General features: G+C 67.5%; 17 protein-coding genes. 6 read left to right on the forward strand and 11 right to left on the reverse strand.

Annotated elements, in window-relative coordinates; all coding sequences use genetic code 11:
* Window positions 1-55: 55 nt before the first annotated feature.
* The 9 genes from AC06FE_RS11945 to AC06FE_RS11985 all read right to left on the reverse strand — a co-directional run bounded on the left by AC06FE_RS11945 (window position 56) and on the right by AC06FE_RS11985 (window position 6,604).
* Window positions 56-931 carry an ATP-binding cassette domain-containing protein gene (locus AC06FE_RS11945; protein WP_478073147.1) on the reverse strand — a complete coding sequence of 292 codons (876 nt, stop codon included), beginning with the start codon at window positions 929-931 and terminating at the stop codon, window positions 56-58.
* On the reverse strand, window positions 924-2,165 hold the full coding sequence (locus tag AC06FE_RS11950) for a lipoprotein-releasing ABC transporter permease subunit (protein ID WP_132863062.1): 1,242 nt from the start codon (window positions 2,163-2,165) through the stop codon (window positions 924-926). The genes AC06FE_RS11945 and AC06FE_RS11950 overlap by 8 nt, the downstream gene beginning before the upstream one ends.
* A gap of 23 nt (window positions 2,166-2,188) precedes the next feature.
* The gene (locus AC06FE_RS11955; RefSeq protein WP_225591559.1) at window positions 2,189-2,497 is read right to left on the reverse strand and encodes a hypothetical protein; all 309 of its coding nucleotides are present in this window, start codon (window positions 2,495-2,497) and stop codon (window positions 2,189-2,191) included.
* Between the two features lie 91 nt (window positions 2,498-2,588).
* On the reverse strand, window positions 2,589-2,843 hold the full coding sequence (locus tag AC06FE_RS11960) for an FAD assembly factor SdhE (RefSeq protein WP_132863060.1): 255 nt from the start codon (window positions 2,841-2,843) through the stop codon (window positions 2,589-2,591).
* A 161-nt stretch (window positions 2,844-3,004) separates the two neighbouring features.
* A complete protein-coding gene (locus AC06FE_RS11965) occupies window positions 3,005-3,790 on the reverse strand; it encodes a succinate dehydrogenase iron-sulfur subunit (RefSeq protein WP_132863059.1) in 786 nt (261 codons plus the stop codon).
* Window positions 3,791-3,808: 18 nt separating this feature from the next.
* A complete protein-coding gene (gene sdhA / locus AC06FE_RS11970; protein ID WP_192286025.1) occupies window positions 3,809-5,599 on the reverse strand; it encodes a succinate dehydrogenase flavoprotein subunit in 1,791 nt (596 codons plus the stop codon).
* Between the two features lie 3 nt (window positions 5,600-5,602).
* Complete coding sequence (gene sdhD, locus AC06FE_RS11975; RefSeq protein ID WP_132863057.1) at window positions 5,603-5,986, reverse strand: succinate dehydrogenase, hydrophobic membrane anchor protein; 384 nt, start codon at window positions 5,984-5,986, stop codon at window positions 5,603-5,605.
* The gene (sdhC, locus tag AC06FE_RS11980; protein WP_132863056.1) at window positions 5,983-6,375 is read right to left on the reverse strand and encodes a succinate dehydrogenase, cytochrome b556 subunit; all 393 of its coding nucleotides are present in this window, start codon (window positions 6,373-6,375) and stop codon (window positions 5,983-5,985) included. The genes sdhD and sdhC overlap by 4 nt, the downstream gene beginning before the upstream one ends.
* Window positions 6,376-6,430: 55 nt before the next feature.
* Window positions 6,431-6,604, reverse strand: a complete 174-nt coding sequence (locus tag AC06FE_RS11985) for a DUF1674 domain-containing protein (RefSeq protein WP_132863055.1) — start codon at window positions 6,602-6,604, stop codon at window positions 6,431-6,433.
* 39 nt (window positions 6,605-6,643) lie between these two features.
* On the opposite strand from AC06FE_RS11985, the gene ygfZ reads away from it, so the two are divergent.
* Window positions 6,644-7,501, forward strand: coding sequence for a CAF17-like 4Fe-4S cluster assembly/insertion protein YgfZ (gene ygfZ / locus AC06FE_RS11990; protein ID WP_478073148.1), 858 nt, complete (start codon window positions 6,644-6,646; stop codon window positions 7,499-7,501).
* 15 nt (window positions 7,502-7,516) lie between these two features.
* Here the strand turns inward: ygfZ and AC06FE_RS11995 are convergent, their stop codons facing one another.
* Window positions 7,517-8,617 carry an ABC transporter ATP-binding protein gene (locus tag AC06FE_RS11995; protein ID WP_478073149.1) on the reverse strand — a complete coding sequence of 367 codons (1,101 nt, stop codon included), beginning with the start codon at window positions 8,615-8,617 and terminating at the stop codon, window positions 7,517-7,519.
* Window positions 8,618-8,947: 330 nt separating this feature from the next.
* On the opposite strand from AC06FE_RS11995, the gene zwf reads away from it, so the two are divergent.
* From zwf to eda, 5 genes are all read left to right on the forward strand, one after another.
* Window positions 8,948-10,393: a glucose-6-phosphate dehydrogenase gene (zwf, locus tag AC06FE_RS12000; RefSeq protein ID WP_132863052.1), complete on the forward strand. Its 1,446-nt coding sequence runs from the start codon at window positions 8,948-8,950 to the stop codon at window positions 10,391-10,393.
* Window positions 10,390-11,394, forward strand: coding sequence for a glucokinase (gene glk, locus AC06FE_RS12005; RefSeq protein ID WP_478073150.1), 1,005 nt, complete (start codon window positions 10,390-10,392; stop codon window positions 11,392-11,394). Before zwf ends, glk begins: the two co-directional genes overlap by 4 nt.
* The gene (pgl, locus tag AC06FE_RS12010) at window positions 11,391-12,110 is read left to right on the forward strand and encodes a 6-phosphogluconolactonase (RefSeq protein ID WP_446541484.1); all 720 of its coding nucleotides are present in this window, start codon (window positions 11,391-11,393) and stop codon (window positions 12,108-12,110) included. The genes glk and pgl overlap by 4 nt, the downstream gene beginning before the upstream one ends.
* Window positions 12,111-12,194: 84 nt before the next feature.
* Window positions 12,195-14,111: a phosphogluconate dehydratase gene (gene edd, locus AC06FE_RS12015; protein ID WP_478073151.1), complete on the forward strand. Its 1,917-nt coding sequence runs from the start codon at window positions 12,195-12,197 to the stop codon at window positions 14,109-14,111.
* A gap of 48 nt (window positions 14,112-14,159) precedes the next feature.
* Complete coding sequence (gene eda / locus AC06FE_RS12020) at window positions 14,160-14,819, forward strand: bifunctional 4-hydroxy-2-oxoglutarate aldolase/2-dehydro-3-deoxy-phosphogluconate aldolase (protein ID WP_478073152.1); 660 nt, start codon at window positions 14,160-14,162, stop codon at window positions 14,817-14,819.
* Window positions 14,820-14,943: 124 nt separating this feature from the next.
* On the opposite strand, the gene AC06FE_RS12025 is transcribed toward eda, so the two are convergent.
* Window positions 14,944-18,102 (reverse strand): discoidin domain-containing protein, encoded by a 3,159-nt coding sequence (locus tag AC06FE_RS12025; protein ID WP_478073153.1) that lies wholly within the window; start codon window positions 18,100-18,102, stop codon window positions 14,944-14,946.
* Between the last annotated feature and the right edge of the window lie 91 nt (window positions 18,103-18,193).

The following is an 18,193-nucleotide window of genomic DNA, read 5'->3' on the forward strand; positions in this document are numbered from 1 at the left end:
ATCCAGGCAGGATCATCCTCCCGTCCGGGTGAATTGGCGAGAAACATCCCCGGCCTCAGACCTCGCTGCGCTCCAGCTGGTGCAGGCGGCCCTCGCGCAGCTCCAGCACCCGATCCAACTTGCGGGCCAGGCTGCGGTCATGGGTGACCAGCACCAGGCTGGTCTGGTACCTGCGGTTCAATGCCAGCATCAGCTCGAACACGGTGCCCGCGGTCTTGTCATCCAGGTTGCCGGTGGGTTCGTCACCCAGGATGCAGGCAGGATTGTTGACCAGCGCCCGCGCCACCGCAGCACGCTGGCGCTCGCCACCGGACAGCTCGCCCGGCTTGTGGTGCACGCGATGTCCCAGCCCCACGGCCTCCAGTATTTCGGTCGCCCGTTGACGGGCGGCGACAACCCTCTTCCGCCCACTCCAGTACGAGATGACACCCACCCCGAGCAGTCCTGCAAGCCACACCCCCAAGGCAAGCCACAGGAAGATCCAGTGCCCGGTCCTGACCGAGGCCAGCGTGGCGAAACAGACCGTCGCAATGCTCGTGGCCACCCAGCGGCGTGCGGGGACAGAGCTCTTCTCATCCAGCATCACCGGCATCATCACGTTTTCCAGCGCGGTGAACTCCGGCAGCAGGTGATGAAACTGGTAGACGAAGCCCAGCGAGCGGTTACGCAGGCGACCGCGCTCGGTGTCGGACAACGCCGACATCCGGTGCCCGGCCACGTAGACCTCGCCCGCGGTGGGAATATCCAGGCCACCCAGCAGGTGCAGCAACGTGCTCTTGCCGGCACCGGACGCACCGACGATGGCGACCGTCTCGCCGGGCTTCACGTCCAGGTCCAGCCCATCGAACACCGGCGTGTGCATCTTGCCCTCGGCGTAGGTCTTGCCCAGGCCCTCGGCGCGGATCACGGATTCCATCGGGTTCTTACTCATAACGCAGCGCCTCGGCCGGTTGGGTGCGGGCGGCGCGCCACGCGGGGTACAGGGTGGCTACGAAGCTCATCAGCAACGCCACGGCGGTGATGATGACGATGTCACTGGTCTGCATGTCGGTCGGCAGGCCGGTGATGTAGTACACGTCTTCCGGCAGCAGCTTGATGTTGAAGGCCGACTCGATCAGGCCGAGGATGCGCTCCAGGTTGAGCGTCAGGGTGATGCCACCGAGCACGCCGGCAATCGTGCCGAACACGCCGATCAGCGTGCCCTGCACCATGAACACCTGCATCACCCCGCCCGGGGTCAGGCCCAGCGTGCGCAGGATCGCGATGTCGGCCTGCTTGTCGGTGACCAGCATCACCTGCGAGGACACCAGGTTGAAGGCGCCCATGGCGATGATCAGCGACAGCAGGATGCCCATCACCGTCTTTTCCATGCGCAGCGAGTGGTACAGGTTGGCGTTCTCCTGGGTCCAGTCGCTGACCCGGTAGTAGCCGTTGAGGTTGATCGCCAGATCGCGGGCCACGGTGTAGGCCTGGTCCATGTCATGCATCTTCAGGCGTACGCCGGTGACGCCGTCCATGCGCAGCACGCGCTGCATGTCCTGCATGTTGACGAAGGCCAGGCCGCGGTCGACCTCGTTGGAACCGGCCTCGAAGATGCCGCTGACGGTGAAGCGCTTGACCCGCGGCATCGCACCCATCGGCGTGCCCTGCACCTCGGCCAGCGTGGCGACCACGTTGTCGCCCACGTCCACGCCCAGCCACAAGGCCAGTTCCTTGCCCAGCACGATGTTGAACTCGCCCGGCTTCAGATCATCCAGCGAGCCCTTCTGCATCTTGTCGGCCAGCACCGACACCTTGGGCTCCTGCGCGGGATCCACGCCCTGCACGATGGCACCCTGCACGCGCGGGCCGGCCAACATGCCCTGGATCTCGATGTAGGGTGCGGCACCGGCCACGCGCGGGTCCTTGATCGCCACATCGATGGCGTGCTGCCAGTTCGTCATCGGCTCGCCATCGGCGCTGACGGTGGCGTGCGCCGACATCTGCAGCAGGCGATCGCGGATTTCCTTCTGGAAGCCGCTCATGACCGCCAGTGTGGTGATCAGCACGGTCACGCCCAGCGCGATGCCGAGGATCGAGGCCATGGAGATGAAGGAGATGAAGCCGTTGCGGCGCTTGGCTCGCAGGTAACGCAATCCGATTGCGACGGGTAAGGGTTTGAACATGCGCGTGTGCCCGGGAAGTGCCGCTATGGTGCCATTGTCCCTGCTTGGCGGGAAACGGCATGGGCGCGCACGGCCAGACGCAGTTCACGTCGTCGTGCCTGCGGCAGGTTGTCCGGCCCGAACAGCAGGCAGCCCCGTCGCCCGTCGGATTGCCAGCGCAGCAGTACCAATGGCCCGCGTTCGAGCAGTTCCAGCCTATCCAGCGGCCGGTCGTCCAGCCGGGCCGGCTGCGCGCCGGCGGGGATCAGCAGTTGCACCACCGGCCGCTGCCATTCGCGGCGCACCAGCCGCCACGACCCTGCCAGCCCGAGCACGGCCAACGGCCAGGCCACGGGGGCCTGCAGGTCACACGTCAATACCGCCAATGCGGCCAGCCCTCCCAGCAGCGTCAGCGCGGCCAGCAGCCAGCGTGACGGCCGGCACTCACACCGGAAGGGAGCGGATATAGGAGAGCAGCTCTGCCTGCGGCGCATCCGGACAGGCCTCGTAGCCCATGGACCAACGCCACAACTTATCGTCTTCGGTTTCCAGCAACTGCAGGAAAACCGCGCGTTCTTCGGCAGGCGCCTGCAGCCAGCGACGGTCAAGGTACCGGCCGAACAACTGGTCGAGCTCGCGCATGCCGCGCCGGCAACGCCAACGCAGCTTCTTCAACAGGATTTCGTCTTCGGTCTGCATGGCTTCGGATACCTCGGATACCAAAGCCCCTCTCCCGCCGGGAGAGGGGTTGGGGTGAGGGTTGGAGCGAAGCTCCCGCGAAATCGATGGCAGCAGGCGTCGCCCCTACCCTCTTCCGCCCCTTCGGGGCACCTTCTCCCCAAGGGAGAAGGCATAACGCATCAGGCGCGGCGCGCCATCATCAGCTTCTTGATCTCGGCAATCGCCAGCGCCGGGTTCAGGCCCTTCGGGCAGGTGCGGGCGCAGTTCATGATCGTGTGGCAGCGGTACAGCTTGAACGGATCTTCCAGATCGTCCAGGCGCGAACCGGTGTCCTCGTCACGCGAGTCGATGATCCAGCGGTAGGCCTGCAGCAGGATCGCCGGGCCCAGGTAACGCTCGCCGTTCCACCAGTAGCTCGGGCAGCTGGTCGAGCAGCACGCACACAGGATGCACTCGTACAGGCCGTCCAGCTTCTCGCGGTCTTCCGGCGACTGCAGGCGCTCGCGGTCCGGCGGTGCCGGGGTCTGGGTGCGGATCCACGGCTTGATCGAGGCGTACTGCGCGTAGAAGTGGGTCAGGTCCGGAACCAGATCCTTGACCACGTCCATGTGCGGCAGCGGGTAGATCGGCACCTCTGCCTTGCCGCAATCGGCGATGGCGCGGGTGCAGGCCAGCGTGTTGGTGCCGTCGATGTTCATCGCGCACGAACCGCAGATACCTTCGCGGCAGGAGCGACGGAAGGTCAGGGTCGGGTCGATCTCGTTCTTGATCTTGATCAGCGCGTCCAAGACCATCGGGCCGCACGCATCGAGGTCGATCTCGTAGGTGTCGGTACGCGGATTCTGGTCGTCGTCAGGGCTCCAGCGATAGATCTTGAAGGTACGCGTGTTCTTCGCGCCGCCCTTGGCGGGGAAGTGCTTGCCCTTGGTGATCCGGGAGTTCTTCGGAAGTGCAAATTCAGCCATGTTCGTAGGTTCCCCGGATCAGTAGACGCGCGGCTTCGGCGGCACGACGGACACGTCATCGCTGAGCGTGTACATGTGCACCGGACGGTAGTCGAAGCTGCACTTGCCCTTGTCGTCGACGGTGACCAGCGTGTGCTTCTGCCAGTTGACGTCGTCGCGGTCCGGGAAGTCCTCGTGCGCATGGGCGCCGCGGCTTTCCTTGCGCTGTTCGGCCGAGTTGATGGTCGCAACGGCGTTGAGCAGCAGGTTGTTCAGTTCGTAGGTCTCGATCAGGTCCGAGTTCCAGACCAGCGAACGGTCGGAGACCTTGACGTCCTGGAACGAGTCGAACACCTCGGCCATCTTCTTGCAGCCTTCCTCCAGCGTCTTGCTGGTACGGAACACGGCAGCATCGTTCTGCATCGTGCGCTGCATGTTGTCGCGGATGACCGCGGTCGGCGTATCGCCATTGGCGTGGCGCAGCTTGTCCAGCAGGCCCAGCGCCTTGTCGCAGGCATCGGACGGCAGGGTCTTGTGCGAGGCACCCGGCTTGATCGTCTCGGCGCAGCGGTTGGCCACGGCGCGACCGAACACCACCAGGTCGAGCAGCGAGTTGGAGCCCAGGCGGTTGGCGCCGTGCACCGACACGCAGGCCGCTTCGCCGATGGCGTACAGGCCCGGCACCACGGCATCCGGGTTGTCGCCGACCTTGCGCACCACTTCGCCGTGGTAGTTGGTCGGGATGCCCCCCATGTTGTAGTGGACGGTCGGGATCACCGGGATCGGCTGCTTGTGCACGTCGACGCCGGCGAAGATGCGGGCGCTCTCGGCGATGCCCGGCAGCTTCTTGTCGATCACGCCCGGGCCCAGGTGGGTCAGGTCGAGCAGGATGTGATCCTTGTGCTCGCCGACGCCGCGGCCTTCGCGGATTTCGATGGTCATCGAACGCGACACCACGTCACGCGATGCCAGGTCCTTGTAATGCGGTGCATAGCGTTCCATGAAACGCTCGCCGCTGCTGTTGCGCAGGATGCCGCCCTCGCCTCGCACGCCTTCGGTGATCAGGCAGCCGGCGCCGTAGATGCCGGTCGGATGGAACTGCACGAATTCCATGTCCTGCAGCGGCAGGCCGGCACGGGCCACCAGGCCACCGCCGTCACCGGTACAGGTGTGCGCCGAGGTGGCGCTGAAGTAGGCACGGCCATAGCCGCCGGTGGCCAGCACCACGCCCTGCGAACGGAACAGGTGCAGGGTGCCTTCGGCCATGTCCAGGGCGAGCACGCCGCGGCAGACGCCTTCGTCGTCGAAGATCAGGTCGAGTGCGAAGTACTCGATCATGAACTGCGCGTTGTGCGCCAGCGACTGCTGGTACAGGGTATGCAGGATGGCGTGGCCGGTACGGTCGGCGGCGGCGCAGGTACGCTGCGCGGACGGGCCTTCACCGTACTTGGTGGTCATGCCACCGAAAGGACGCTGGTAGATCTTGCCTTCTTCGGTGCGCGAGAACGGAACGCCGTAGTGTTCCAGCTCGATGATGGCCGGGATGGCCTCGCGGCACATGTACTCGATGGCGTCCTGGTCACCCAGCCAATCCGAGCCCTTGATGGTGTCGTAGAAGTGGTAGCGCCAGTCGTCCTCGCCCATGTTGGCCAGCGCGGCGGAGATGCCACCCTGCGCTGCAACGGTGTGCGAGCGGGTCGGGAAGACCTTGGTGATGCAGACGGTTTGCAGGCCCTTCTGGGCCAGGCCGAAGGTCGCACGCAGGCCAGCGCCACCGGCGCCGACGACCACCATGTCGACCTTGTGTTCAGTGATGTTGTAAGCGGACATGTATCAGTTCCCAAGCGCGATGCGGGCGACCGCGAAGATGCTGACGATCGCGCCGAGCACGGCGACGAACTTGACCGTGGTCTGCAGGGCCAGGGCCATCAGCGAGTTGTGGATGTAATCCTCGAGCACCACCTGCAGGCCAAGCTGGGCGTGCCAGAACATGGCGACCAGGAAGCCGACCAGCAGGATTGCATTCCACGGCTTGGAAACAGTTTCCACGGCGGTGACGTAGTCGGCGCCGAGCAGGCTCAGCACCAGGCACAGGAACCAGATGGTCAGCGCGACCAGCGCGGTGGCGGTCAGGCGCTGGTGGATGAAGTGCTCGGTGCCGGACTTGGAGCTGCCCAGGCCGCGTGCATTCTTGAGCGGGGTACGGAACTTGCTCATGCGGCGGCTCCCATGCAGACGTAGGCCCAGATCGCGGCGGTGATGACCAGCGAGGCGATCACCGAGATCCAACTGCTACGGATGAAGGTGGGCTTGGCGTAGCCGATGGCGAAGTCCTGCACGATGTGGCGGATGCCATTGCACAGGTGGTAGGCGAAGCACCAGCTCCAGCCAAACAGGATCACCTTGCCGTACCAGGCGCTGGCGTGGGTGGTGAAGCAGCTCCAGGACTCAGGGCCCATCATCAGGGCGAGCAAACCGCCTGCGATGATCAGGGCGCCGACAGCCAGAATGATGCCGGTGGCTCGATGCAGGATCGAGGTGGCCATCTGGATCTGCCAGCGATACACCTGCAGGTGCGGAGAAAGGGGGCGGGGTCTGTTCGCCATTCGCTGACTCGTTATCTCGGCTGGGCGGCACAATGCCGCGTTGGCTCAACGCTGCTCAGAAATCGATGCAGCGCCCGTTTTTTTCCCAATCGCCATATCGCACCGGATCAAGTCCGCCGCGACCACCGATTTCCTGCGGCACCGGCGTGGCCTCGGGAAGCGGCTGCTTCTCGGGGGTCGACGGGGCTTCAGCTTCGGTCTCTGGAGTGGGGGTTGTTTGGCCTATCATGGTCGGTCTCGCAACGCACAAATTTTAGTCCCCAGTCACGTGTCTGACAACCTCGCCCCCGCTTTCAACGGTTTCCGCACATTGGCCATGGCGCAGATCGTGCGCCTTTCCGGCCCGGATGCGGTCGCTTTCGCCCAGGCCCAGTTCGCCAACGACATCCCTTCGCTGGCCGATGGCCATTGGCAATGGAGCGCCTGGCTGACCGCCAAGGGCCGCGTGATCGCCATCTTCCAGCTGCTGCGGCTGGATGCGCAGGAGCTGCTGCTGGTCTGCCACGACGGCGGCGCGGCGGCCATCGCCGAGCAGCTGCGCCGCTTTGTGTTCCGTCGCAAGGTGGTGGTCAGCCATGCCGACACACTGAGCGTGAATGCGGCGCTGCAGGCCCCGACCGAGGCCGATGGTGCGCGGATCGCGCAGGGCGACGGTGACGTGGTCGAGCTGGATGTCGGCAGCCTGGCCCTGCCCCGCACCCTGCTGCTCGGGCCGGCAACCGCGGCCGCCACCCCCGGCGAGGAGCTGGCCTGGCGGCAGAGCGACCTGCGCTTCGGGCTGCCGCGATTGGTGGATGCCCAGCGCGAGCAATGGACGCCCCAGCAACTGGGGCTGGACCGGCTGGCCGCCTACAGCGTGAAGAAGGGCTGCTATCCCGGCCAGGAAATCGTGGCCCGCACCCATTTCCTGGGCAAGGCCAAGCGCTCGCTGGCCCTGTTGCACACCGTGGCCACGCCCGAAGCCGGTACCGCGGTCAGCCAGAACGGCGCCACCATCGGCAGCGTGGCCAGTAGCGCTGGCGTGCTGGCGCTGGCCGTCCTGCCGCTGGAGATGGCCGAGGGCCCGCTGCAGGTCCTCGACGCGGACGCCCACATCATGCCGCTGCTGGACGGCCTGGCGCGTTGAGCCGGGTGCCGGGGCTCAACCAGCCCCAGGCGCCTCGATGCGATTGCCGCTGGCGGCATCGAAGAAGTGCAGCGCCGACGGTCTTACCGCCACCTGCAGTTCCTGCCCGACCTGCGGCAGGGCCTGCGGCGCCACCCGGATGACCAGCGCCTGCGCGCCGAGGCGCAGATTCACGAACATCTCGTTGCCCACCGGCTCGATCCCCTCGATCCGCGCGGCGAACGCTCCCTCCCCGGCGCTAGGCTGCAGGTGCTCCGGCCGCACGCCCACCGCCAGTTCGCGGCCCACCCATTCCGGCGCGACCACCGCCGCTCCCAGCGGCACCTCGGTGCCGTCGCCCAGCCGCAACCAGGCCGCCCCCTGCGCGTCCCGGTGCAGCACGCCGCGCAGCACGTTCATCGCCGGACTGCCGAGGAAGCCGGCCACGAACAGGTTGGCCGGGCGGTCGTAGAGCGCCATCGGCGTGTCGATCTGCTGGATCACGCCTTCGTTCAACACCACGATCCGCTGGCCGAGCGTCATCGCTTCGACCTGGTCGTGGGTGACGTAGATCATCGTGCTGCCCAGCTTGCGATGCAGCTGGGCGATCTCGGTGCGCACGGTATGGCGCAGCTTGGCATCCAGATTGGACAGCGGCTCGTCGAGCAGGAACACCTCCGGCTCGCGCACCAGCGCACGCCCCAGCGCCACGCGCTGGCGCTGGCCGCCGGACATCGCGCGCGGCAGCTTGTCCAGCATCGTCGTCAGGCCCAGCGCGTCGGCGGCGCCCTGCACGCGGCGCTGCACCTCGGCCTTGTCATGGCCTCGTAGCTTCAGGCCGAAGGCCAGGTTCTCGGCGACGGTCATGTGCGGGTACAGCGCGTAGTTCTGGAACACCATGGCGATGTCCCGGTCCTTCGGAGCCACGTCGTTGACGACACGATCACCGATACGCAGCGTGCCGGCGCTGATGTCCTCCAGCCCGGCCACCATCCGCAACAGTGTGGACTTGCCACAACCCGATGGCCCGACCAGCACCATCAACTCGCCGTCGGCGATCTCGAAACTGGCCCCGTGCACGGCCACCTGGCCGTTGTCGTAGACCTTGCGCACACCCTCGAAGCTCACCTTGGCCATCACCACCTCGTTGACATCGCCACATCCGGCACTGTGCCCGCAAACGGGCAAATCACTTCATGCCAATGCCTGCATTGACACAGTGCAATCGTATACATCCGAAACCGTGTGCACAGTAAGCATATTCATATGGCAACATCCCGGTTCCGTTTTTCCATTTGCCAGCCCAGATGAACATGCGGTTCCGCCCTGCGGACCGCGGCGTTCGCGGCACTGGCATTGACTGCAATGCCCCCTCCCCCGGCCCCGGCAGACGCAAGCAGCCCAAGGCTCCAGTTCCTTGAATACAAACAATTGACAACGATGTCATCCGCACACGAAACTCGAGAAATGCACGATACCCTCTTCCTGTTCGGTGCCACAGGCGATCTGGCCCAGCGCTACCTGTTCCCCTCCCTGTTGCGCCTGCTTGGCGACGGCCTGCTACCGGAAGACTTCAAGGTTCGTGCCCTGGCGCTGTCGCCGCACGACACCGCCAAGTTCCACGACATCCTGCGCCCGCGCCTGGAGCAGGCCATGCCGCAGGCCCGCCAGGAAGACATCAACGACCTGCTGCGCCGCATCGACTACCGTTCGGTGGACCTGCGCAACGCCGAGTCGGTGGCCGAGGCCGTCAAGGACCTGGTCGACCGCAGGTGCGTGAGCTACCTGGCGATCCCGCCGGGCCTGTACATCTCCACCTGCGAAGGGCTGGCCCTGGGGGGCGCGCTGGCCGCACCGCACCGGCTGATGCTGGAAAAGCCGATCGGCTCGGACAGCGCCAGCGCCGAGGAGATCCTGCAGACCATCGGCAAGTGGATCGACGAAGACCGCGTGTTCCGCCTGGACCACTACCTGGGCAAGGCCGCGGTGCAGAACCTGATGGCCCTGCGCTTCGGCAACACGCTGCTGGAGGCGGTGTGGAACCGCAACTACATCGAGTCCGTGCACATCATGGTCGCCGAGAGCGACGGCGTGGATGGCCGTGACTCCTATTACTCGCGCTCCGGCGCGCTGCGCGACATGGTCCAGAGCCACATCCTGCAGCTGCTGTGCCTGGTGGCGATGGAGCCGCCGGCCTCGCTGGAAGCCGACCGCATCCGCGACGAGAAGGTGAAGGTGCTGCGCGCCCTGCGCCCGTTCGACGCCCGCCATGCGGCCAAGGATTCGGTGCGTGGCCGTTATACCGCCGGCACCATCAACGACCAGCCGGTGCAGGCCTACCAGCCGCCGGAAGGCAGCGAAGCGGAAACCTTCGTCGGCGTCACCGCGCACATCGACAACTGGCGCTGGGCCGGCGTGCCGTTCCACATGGTCACCGGCAAGCGACTGCCCGAGCGCACCACCCGCATCGAGGTCAACCTCAAGCCGGTCACGCATTGGCTGTTCGAGCGCCCGACCCGCCACCACGCCAGCGCCAACCGCCTGACCTTCCAGCTGCAGCCCCAGGAAAACATCCAGCTCGGCCTGATGAGCTCGCTGGCCGGCCCGGAATGGGGCGCGCTGGAACTGCAGCCGCTGGAACTGGAACTGTCGGTCCCGACCGGCCTGCACCGTCGCATCGCCTACGAGCGCCTGTTCCTGGACGCCTTCAACGGCAACCACGCCCTGTTCGTGCGCGACGACGAAGTGCGCGCGGCCTGGGCCTGGATCGACAGCATCAGCGATGCCTGGAAGGCCTCCGACCAGGCGATGGAACCGTACGCCGCCGGCAGCTGGGGCCCGCGTGACGCGGCCCACTTCCTGCCGGGCGACATCGTCGCCGAGGCCAGGGCCGAAGACGGGGACGCGCCGTGAGCGCGTCGACGACGGTCCTGGTCGCCGACATCGGCGGCACCAACGCCCGCTTCGCGCTGGCCGACCTCTCCCTCGCCGCCCCGTTGAACCAGGGCAGCATCGTCGAGTACCCGGTCGCACAGTTCGGCTCGCTCGCCGATGCCGCCGCCCATTACCTGCAAGAGCAGGGCGCCACTGCCAGCAGCGGCGTGTTCGCCGTGGCTGGGCGCGTGGATGGCGACGAAGCACGCATCACCAACCATCCGTGGGTGATCTCGCGCTCGCGTACCGCCGCCCAGCTGGGTTTCGAGCAGTTGCACCTGATCAACGACTTCGTCGCCCAGGCCATGTCGATCGCGCTGCTGGGGCCGGCCGACGTGGTGCAGATCGGCGGCGCCAGCTGGGAGCCGGCACCGGCCGGCGAACCCCGCAACTACTGCGTGATCGGCCCGGGTACCGGGCTGGGCGTGGGCGGCCTGGTGGTGCGCGACGGGCGCAACTACCCGCTCGCCACCGAAGGCGGCCATACCAGCTTCGCACCGGCCAACCCGGAGCAGATCCGCATCCTGGAGCTCCTCTCGGCGCAGTTCGGCCGGGTTTCCAATGAACGGCTGGTCTGTGGCCCGGGCCTGGTCAACATCCACCGCGCCTTGAGCGAGATCACCGGCACCGACCCCGGCCAGCTGGCACCGTCGGACGTGACGGCCCGCGCCGCCGCAGGCGACGCGATCGCGACCCGTGCGGTGGAAGTGTTCCTGGAGATCTTCGGTGCCGTGGCTGGCGATGCCGTGCTGGTGCAGGGCGCCTGGGATGGCGTGTTCCTGACCGGCGGGCTGGTGCCGCGCTTGCTGCAGCAACTGCAGCTGTCCGGCTTCCGCCCCCGTTTCGAAAGCAAGGGCCGCTTCACTGCGACGATGTCGCAGATTCCGTCGATGGCCATCATCCACCCCTGCCCCGGCCTGCTCGGCGCCACCGCCTACGCGCTGGACCTGCAGCACGCTACACGAGGAACCCCCGCATGAACGCCGCTGTTTCCGACCGCATCACGCTTGTCCGCCACGGCAACGACGAGGACTGGACCGAAAGCGTAGCCAAGGAAATGGCGGGCTTCCTGCAACAGGACATCAAGCAGCACGGCCGCGCCCGCATGCTCCTGTCCGGCGGTACCACGCCGGCACCGGTATACGAGATGCTGTCCGAGCAGCCGCTGGAATGGGCGCGCGTGGAGGTGGGCCTGGCCGACGAGCGCTGGCTCTCGCCGCAGGACCATGACAGCAATGCATGGCTGGTGCGCAACAGCTTCCTCAAGCTCGCCGAGGGCGCGCATTTCGACCCGCTGGTGCGGGTCGGCAGGCCGATCGCCGAGTGCGTGCACACCGCCAACCTGCTGGCCGAGCATGCGCTGCCGGCCACGCTGGTGGTGCTGGGCATGGGCAACGACGGGCATACCGCTTCGCTGTTCCCCGGCTCGAAGGACCTGGACCGCGCGCTGCAGAGCCGCCAGGCCTATGCCGCGCTGGACGCCACCGGCTGCCCGGTGGCCAAGGACTGGCACCTGCGCATCACCCTCACCCCGCAGGGCCTGGCCCCCATCCGCCATCGCCTGCTGCTGCTGCGCGGCAAGCAGAAGCTGGAGGTGCTCGAGGCCGCGCTGGCCTCGGGCGACGTGCACACCTACCCGATCCTGGCCGCGATCAACGCGCCGGGAAACAAACTGCGCGTCCACTGGGCACCGTAATCGCGGGCGCCGGCCTTGCCGGCATCCGTCCCCCTTCCTTCAAGGCCGGCACACCGTCCGACCTCAACGCATAGCCGGTAGCCAATGAGCCTGCACCCGACCATCCACGCCATCACCGAACGCATCCGCCAGCGCAGCGCCCCGTCGCGCGCGGCCTACCTGGCCGGCATCGACGCCGCCCTGCGCGAAGGCCCGTTCCGTTCGCGCCTGAGCTGCGGCAACCTGGCCCACGCCTTCGCCGCCTGTGGCCCGACCGACAAGGGCCGGCTGCGCGGCGACGTCACCCCGAACCTGGGCATCATCACTGCCTACAACGACATGCTCTCGGCGCACCAGCCGTTCGAGCACTACCCCGAGCTGATCCGCAGCGCCGCCCGTGAACTCGGCGCGACCGCGCAGGTGGCCGGCGGCGTGCCGGCGATGTGCGACGGCGTCACCCAGGGCCGCGGCGGCATGGAGCTGTCGCTGTTCTCGCGCGACGTGATCGCCCAGTCCACCGCCATCGGGCTGAGCCATGACATGTTCGACAGCACGATCTACCTGGGCGTGTGCGACAAGATCGTGCCCGGCCTGCTGATCGGCGCGCTGGCCTTCGGCCACCTGCCGGCGGTGTTCGTGCCGGCCGGCCCGATGACCCCGGGCATCCCGAACAAGAAGAAGGCCGAGGTCCGCGAGCGCTACGCCGCCGGCGAAGCCACCCGCGAGGAACTGCTGGAAGCCGAATCGGACTCCTACCATGCCCCGGGCACCTGCACCTTCTATGGCACCGCCAACTCCAACCAGGTATTGCTGGAAGCGATGGGCGTGCAGCTGCCGGGCGCCTCGTTCGTCAACCCGGAACTGCCGCTGCGCGATGCGCTGACCCGCCAAGCCACAGCGCGCGCGCTGGAGATCAGCGCGCTGGGCCAGGACTTCCGCCCGCTCGGCCACCTGATCGACGAGCGCGCCATCGTCAACGCCGTCGTCGCGCTGATGGCCACCGGCGGCTCGACCAACCACACCATCCACTGGATCGCGGTGGCCCGTGCCGCCGGCATCGTGCTGAGCTGGGACGACATGGACCAGCTCTCGCAGATCGTGCCGCTGCTGGCCCGCGTGTACCCCAACGGTGAGGCCGACGTGAACCGTTTCGCCGCGGCCGGCGGCCCGGCGTTCGTGTTCCGTGAGCTGATGGACGCGGGCCTGATGCACGATGACCTGGCCACGGTCGCCGCTGGCGGCATGCGCGCCTTCGCGCAGGAACCGCGCCTGATCGATGGCCAGGTCGTCTACGCGCCGACCGTAACCGAGAGCGCCGACCTGGAAGTGGTACGCCCGGCGGCCGATCCGTTCGAAGCACAGGGCGGCCTGCGCCTGCTCAAGGGCAATCTCGGCAAGTCGCTGATCAAGCTGTCGGCGGTGAAGCCGCAGTACCGCACCATCGAGGCCCCGGCCGTGGTCGTCGATGCACCGCAGGCATTGAACAAGCTGCACGCCGCCGGTGCGCTGCCGCACGACTTCGTCGCCGTGGTCCGCTTCCAGGGCCCGCGCGCCAACGGCATGCCGGAACTGCATTCGCTGGCACCGCTGCTGGGCCTGCTGCAGAACCAGGGACGCCGCGTTGCGCTGGTCACCGATGGCCGCCTGTCCGGTGCCTCGGGCAAGATCCCCGCCGCGATCCATGTCACCCCGGAAGCCGCGCGCGGTGGCCCGATCGCCCGCGTGCGCGAGGGCGACATCATCCGTCTGGACGGCGAGGCCGGCACGCTGGAAGTGCTGGTGGACGCCGCCGAATGGGCCGCGCGCGGCATCGCCGCCAACACCGCGCCGGCCGGCAATGACATGGGACGCAATCTGTTCGCGATGAACCGCCGCATCGTCGGCCCGGCCGACCAGGGCGCGGTGTCGATCTCCTGCGGCCCGGCCCACCCCGATGGCAGCACCTGGGACTACGACGCCGAATACGAGCTTGGCCATGACGCCGCGGCCGCCGCTGCGCCGCACGAAGCCAAGGACGCCTGATTCCGCGTGCCGCCCGCGGCACGCTTCCGCTGCATTGAGAGGAACACGATGAGCATTGCCCAGTACCAGGATCGCGCCGAGCAGCTGCTGAGCGCCGCCGGCATCCTGCCGGTGGTTACCGTCCATACCCTGGAACAGGCCCGCGCGGTCAGCACCGCGCTGCTGGAAGGTGGCCTGCCGGCCATCGAACTGACCCTGCGCACCCCGGTGGCGATGGACGCGCTGGCCATGCTCAAGCGCGAGCTGCCCGACGTGGTGGTGGGTGCCGGCACCGTGCTGACGGTCGAGCAGATGCGCCAGGCCATCGACGTCGGCGCCGACTTCCTGGTCACCCCGGGCACCCCGGCGCACATGGCCGATGCGCTGGCCACCGCACCGCTGCCGGTGGTGCCGGGCGCGGCGTCGCCGACCGAGCTGTTGGCCCTGCTTGCCCGTGGTTTCCGCATCTGCAAGCTGTTCCCGGCCACCGCCGTGGGCGGGCTGGCGATGATCAAGGGCGTGGCCGGCCCGATCCCCGAGCTGAAGCTGTGCCCGACCGGTGGCATCACCGAAGCCACCGCCGCCGATTACCTCGCGCAGAAGAACGTGGTGTGCATCGGTGGCTCGTGGATGGTGGCCGACAGCTGGATCCGCGCTGGCCAGTGGGACGAAGTGAAGCGGTCCGCCGCCGCTGCCGCGGCGATCGTCAGGCAGGCACGCGCAGGCTGAGTTTTCCAAGTACGACGGCAGATCTCCCTCTCCCTCCGTCTACTTCACTGCGTCCCGGTGTTCGGGGCGCAGTTTTTCTTTGTGCAGGGCTGTGCGCGGATCAGGGCAATCCCTGCCCGTGGTTTCAGCGGCGCGCACGCTCGCCGCGACGCTGGTCGGCGGGCACGTCGATCTCCACCTTGGCCGGCAATTGGGTGATGCGCAGTTCGCGCCCTTCCCAGGCGGCCGGCTCCCCATTGATGCTGGCCTCGCCCGGCGCACCCTCATACGGCCACGGCAGCACCAGGCCGCCGGCCGGCAAGCGCAGCCCCTCCGGCACCTGCAGGGTCAGCTTGCGGTCACTGCGTGCGAGGCCGTACTTCACCGTCCCATGCGAGGTCCGCAGACCGTCGATGGCGATGCCCTTCCCCGCCAGCCAGTCCGCGGGCACGCCGGCCGCCAGCACGATCGCATCGTCCACCTCGCGGTTGTAGGCGAACATGTCCAACGCCGAGCGCACGAAATCCGAGGCCACCCAGGCGTGCGGCAGGTCGCCGACGAAGAACGGCTTGCGGGGCGTCGAGGACACCACTTCGGCCCATTGGTTCCAGCCCTGCGGCGCGCGGTCCTTGAAGAAGAACTCGGTCGCCGCCCAGGCGCGGATACGCCAGCCCAGGCGCACGAAGGCCGCGACATTGCGCCACTCGTAGGGCGTGTAGTCCTTCCACTGCCGCTTGCCGTCACGACGCGCCTCGAACTCGCTCCAGTAGCGTTCGAAGGTGTTGTCCAGCGCGGGCTGCGGCAGGCGGCCCTGCTCGCCGCCCGGTGCCAGCGCGATGGTGGTCGAGGTGGCATCAAAGTCCCCCAGCTCCACCGACCCGGGCAGGAAGTCGATGCCATGTGCCTGCATGCTGGCCCGCAACGACTGGTCCAGGTCCTGGCGGAACGCGTCGCGGGAGGCCGCCATCATCGCAGCGTCCTCTTCCAGCCCCAGCGCAACGGCGATGTCCGCCGCATCCTTGTAGCCGCGCAGCGCCCAGAAGTCGTCCCAGTACGAGTGCACCGGCTTGGCCGAATAGCCTTCGTGGCTGATCGAGGCCGGCATCATCCCGTAGAAGCCCGGATTGCGGGCCCGGTTGTCCTCGGTGCGCTCGCTCAGGCGCAGCTGCTCCATGTACTTCCAGGCGCCCTGCACGTGCGGCCACATCCGCTGCAGGAACTGCAGGTCGCCGGTATGCCGCCAGTACTCGGCGATGGTGTAGATCAGTTCGCCGTGACTGTCGTTCTCCGGCACCGGGTCACTGCCACGGGCATCCACGCAGCACGGCACCATGCCGCTCTCGAACTGGTACGGCGCGTACCAGTCCACGTACTGTCGCACCGCGTCGTCGCGGCCCATGCGCAGCAGGCCTTCGGAAATCATCGCGCCATCGCGGATCCAGCTGCGTGCATAGGAACGCGTGCCGGGCTGCAGGCTCGGCCCGACCCGCGAGATCAGCATGTGCGCCAGGGCGGTGCGTACGGTGTCGGCCAGCGGCTGGCCCGCCGCCGGCACCTGCAACCGCACCTGATCCAGCTTCTGCCGCCACTGTGCAGCCACCTGCTGCTGCGCCTTGTCCACGTCGAACCCGGCCGGCGGCCGCCAATCGCCGACCTGCGGCAACACCAGCGCCACCTCGCGGCTCTCGCCGGGCTCCAGCTTGAAGGTGTAGAGCAACGCGCCGGAGGCCAGCCCGGTGGCATCGCGCACCTCGGTATCGGCGGGCAGGGTCTTGTCGGCCAGATGCGTGACGTCCAGCTTGCCGTCGAAGGTACTGGCGAAGGCCTTGTCCGGGGCGGTCATCGCGAACACGCGCGGCACGCCGTTGACCTCAACCTGGTTGCCCTTGACCGCCAGGCGCTCGATCCGGCTCACCCCGCCCACCGTGTTGAGGAACTGCGTGGGCGGATTGACCTGGAACGGACGCACCGCCAACGCCAGGGTGTACTCGCGACCCGTCTTGCCCGGGTTGTGCAGCCGGTAGCGCGTGACCAGCTGCGCCTGCTCCGGCCGTCCCTGCACGAAACTGCTGACCTGCAGCCCGAAGTCCGCATGCTGCCACTGCACCGTTGGCATCGGCAGATAGCCATCCTGCAGGCTCTGGCTGCCCGTCACGTCCGCCCAGCTGATCACCTTGCCGCCGCTCAGCACGAAGGGCTCGACGCTGAAGCCGGACTTCACCGCCTCCACCGCGCCGTCCTCGCCCATCAACGCCTGCTCGCGGCCACCGTCCAGCCCCAGCAGCGTCCAGTAAGGCTGCTCGCCGGTGAAGCCGCGCGGCAGGAAACCGCGCGGCAGGTCGGCCGCCACCGAACGGATGAAATCATTCGGCGTCCCCGCGAAGGCCAGTGGCTTGAGCGAGATGTCACGGATGCCATACCGCCAGTTCGGGCCATCCTGCAGATCGAAGCGCAGGTAGCGCGCCTCGGTGTCCGGCAGGGCCAGCCAGTCGCGGCCGCCTCCACCGGTGGTCACCTCGCGCACCGGATGCCAGTCGCGGCCATCGCGCGAGGCCTGCACCACGTAGCGCGAGGCCTGCAGGCCGGGCACCCATTGCACCACCGCGCCGCCGAACTCGCGCACCTTGCCCAGGTCCAGGCTGATGGTCTGCTGTTTGACGCCGCCGCTGATCCACATCGTGTCCGGCTTGCCGTCGGCGATGCGCTGCTGCAGCGCAGTCGCGGTGTCGGCCAGCACCACCGGTTGCAGCGGCGAGGTGTCCTCCTTGGGCAGCGGTTGCAGCGTCAGGCGGTCGAAGCAGACCGTGCCGCGTCCACCGACCTTGCTATAGATGGTGAACTCCACCGCGGCGCTGCGTCGCAGCGTGCGGTCCGGGTCCGGGCCCCAGGCCTTGTCGATGTGACGCTTGCGGTATTCCACGCGCGTCCAGTTCTTCGGGAACGCATAGCCGGTCCTGTTCACCCACCAGACGTTGTCGCCGCTGGCGTCGATGAGCTTGAACTGCAGGTCGTTGGCAGGCGAATCGCCGCGCAGGTCGAACGAGACCTGGTAATTCTCCGGCCAACTGACATCGAGCTTGCGGCGGATGCCTGCATAACCGGACACCTCGTGGAAGTCGTAGTCCAGGCACAGGGCGCGGCCGTTGCCACCGGCCACCGGCCGCAACGAACCACTCACCTGCGGCGAGGTGATCAGCTGCCACGCCCCGATGTCATCGAAGCTGGCCAGCACCGTCGTGCTGCCGGGTGAGGCAGCCCCCAGCAGCAAGGTGGCCAACAGGCCCACGGCATAACGCTTGTTCATCACCAGAATCCCGAATCACGATCGACGGCAGGCGTCGGATTTTCGCAAAGTTCCCTGTCCCGTACGACGCTGGTTGCAGACGGAAGTACCA

Source organism: Stenotrophomonas sp. Steno-C18, from assembly GCF_056393195.1.

Coding starts and splice junctions, on each gene's coding strand:
- zwf (WP_132863052.1), top strand. CDS start 8,948: ATGCACGATACCCTCTTCCTGTTCGGTGCCACAGGCGATCTGGCCCAG.
- AC06FE_RS11995 (WP_478073149.1), bottom strand. CDS start 8,617: ATGGCCAAGGTGAGCTTCGAGGGTGTGCGCAAGGTCTACGACAACGGC.
- AC06FE_RS11960 (WP_132863060.1), bottom strand. CDS start 2,843: ATGCAGACCGAAGACGAAATCCTGTTGAAGAAGCTGCGTTGGCGTTGC.
- sdhC (WP_132863056.1), bottom strand. CDS start 6,375: ATGGCGAACAGACCCCGCCCCCTTTCTCCGCACCTGCAGGTGTATCGC.
- AC06FE_RS12025 (WP_478073153.1), bottom strand. CDS start 18,102: ATGAACAAGCGTTATGCCGTGGGCCTGTTGGCCACCTTGCTGCTGGGG.
- AC06FE_RS11950 (WP_132863062.1), bottom strand. CDS start 2,165: ATGTTCAAACCCTTACCCGTCGCAATCGGATTGCGTTACCTGCGAGCC.
- AC06FE_RS11985 (WP_132863055.1), bottom strand. CDS start 6,604: ATGATAGGCCAAACAACCCCCACTCCAGAGACCGAAGCTGAAGCCCCG.
- pgl (WP_446541484.1), top strand. CDS start 11,391: ATGAACGCCGCTGTTTCCGACCGCATCACGCTTGTCCGCCACGGCAAC.
- sdhA (WP_192286025.1), bottom strand. CDS start 5,599: ATGTCCGCTTACAACATCACTGAACACAAGGTCGACATGGTGGTCGTC.
- AC06FE_RS11965 (WP_132863059.1), bottom strand. CDS start 3,790: ATGGCTGAATTTGCACTTCCGAAGAACTCCCGGATCACCAAGGGCAAG.
- eda (WP_478073152.1), top strand. CDS start 14,160: ATGAGCATTGCCCAGTACCAGGATCGCGCCGAGCAGCTGCTGAGCGCC.
- AC06FE_RS11945 (WP_478073147.1), bottom strand. CDS start 931: ATGAGTAAGAACCCGATGGAATCCGTGATCCGCGCCGAGGGCCTGGGC.
- edd (WP_478073151.1), top strand. CDS start 12,195: ATGAGCCTGCACCCGACCATCCACGCCATCACCGAACGCATCCGCCAG.
- sdhD (WP_132863057.1), bottom strand. CDS start 5,986: ATGAGCAAGTTCCGTACCCCGCTCAAGAATGCACGCGGCCTGGGCAGC.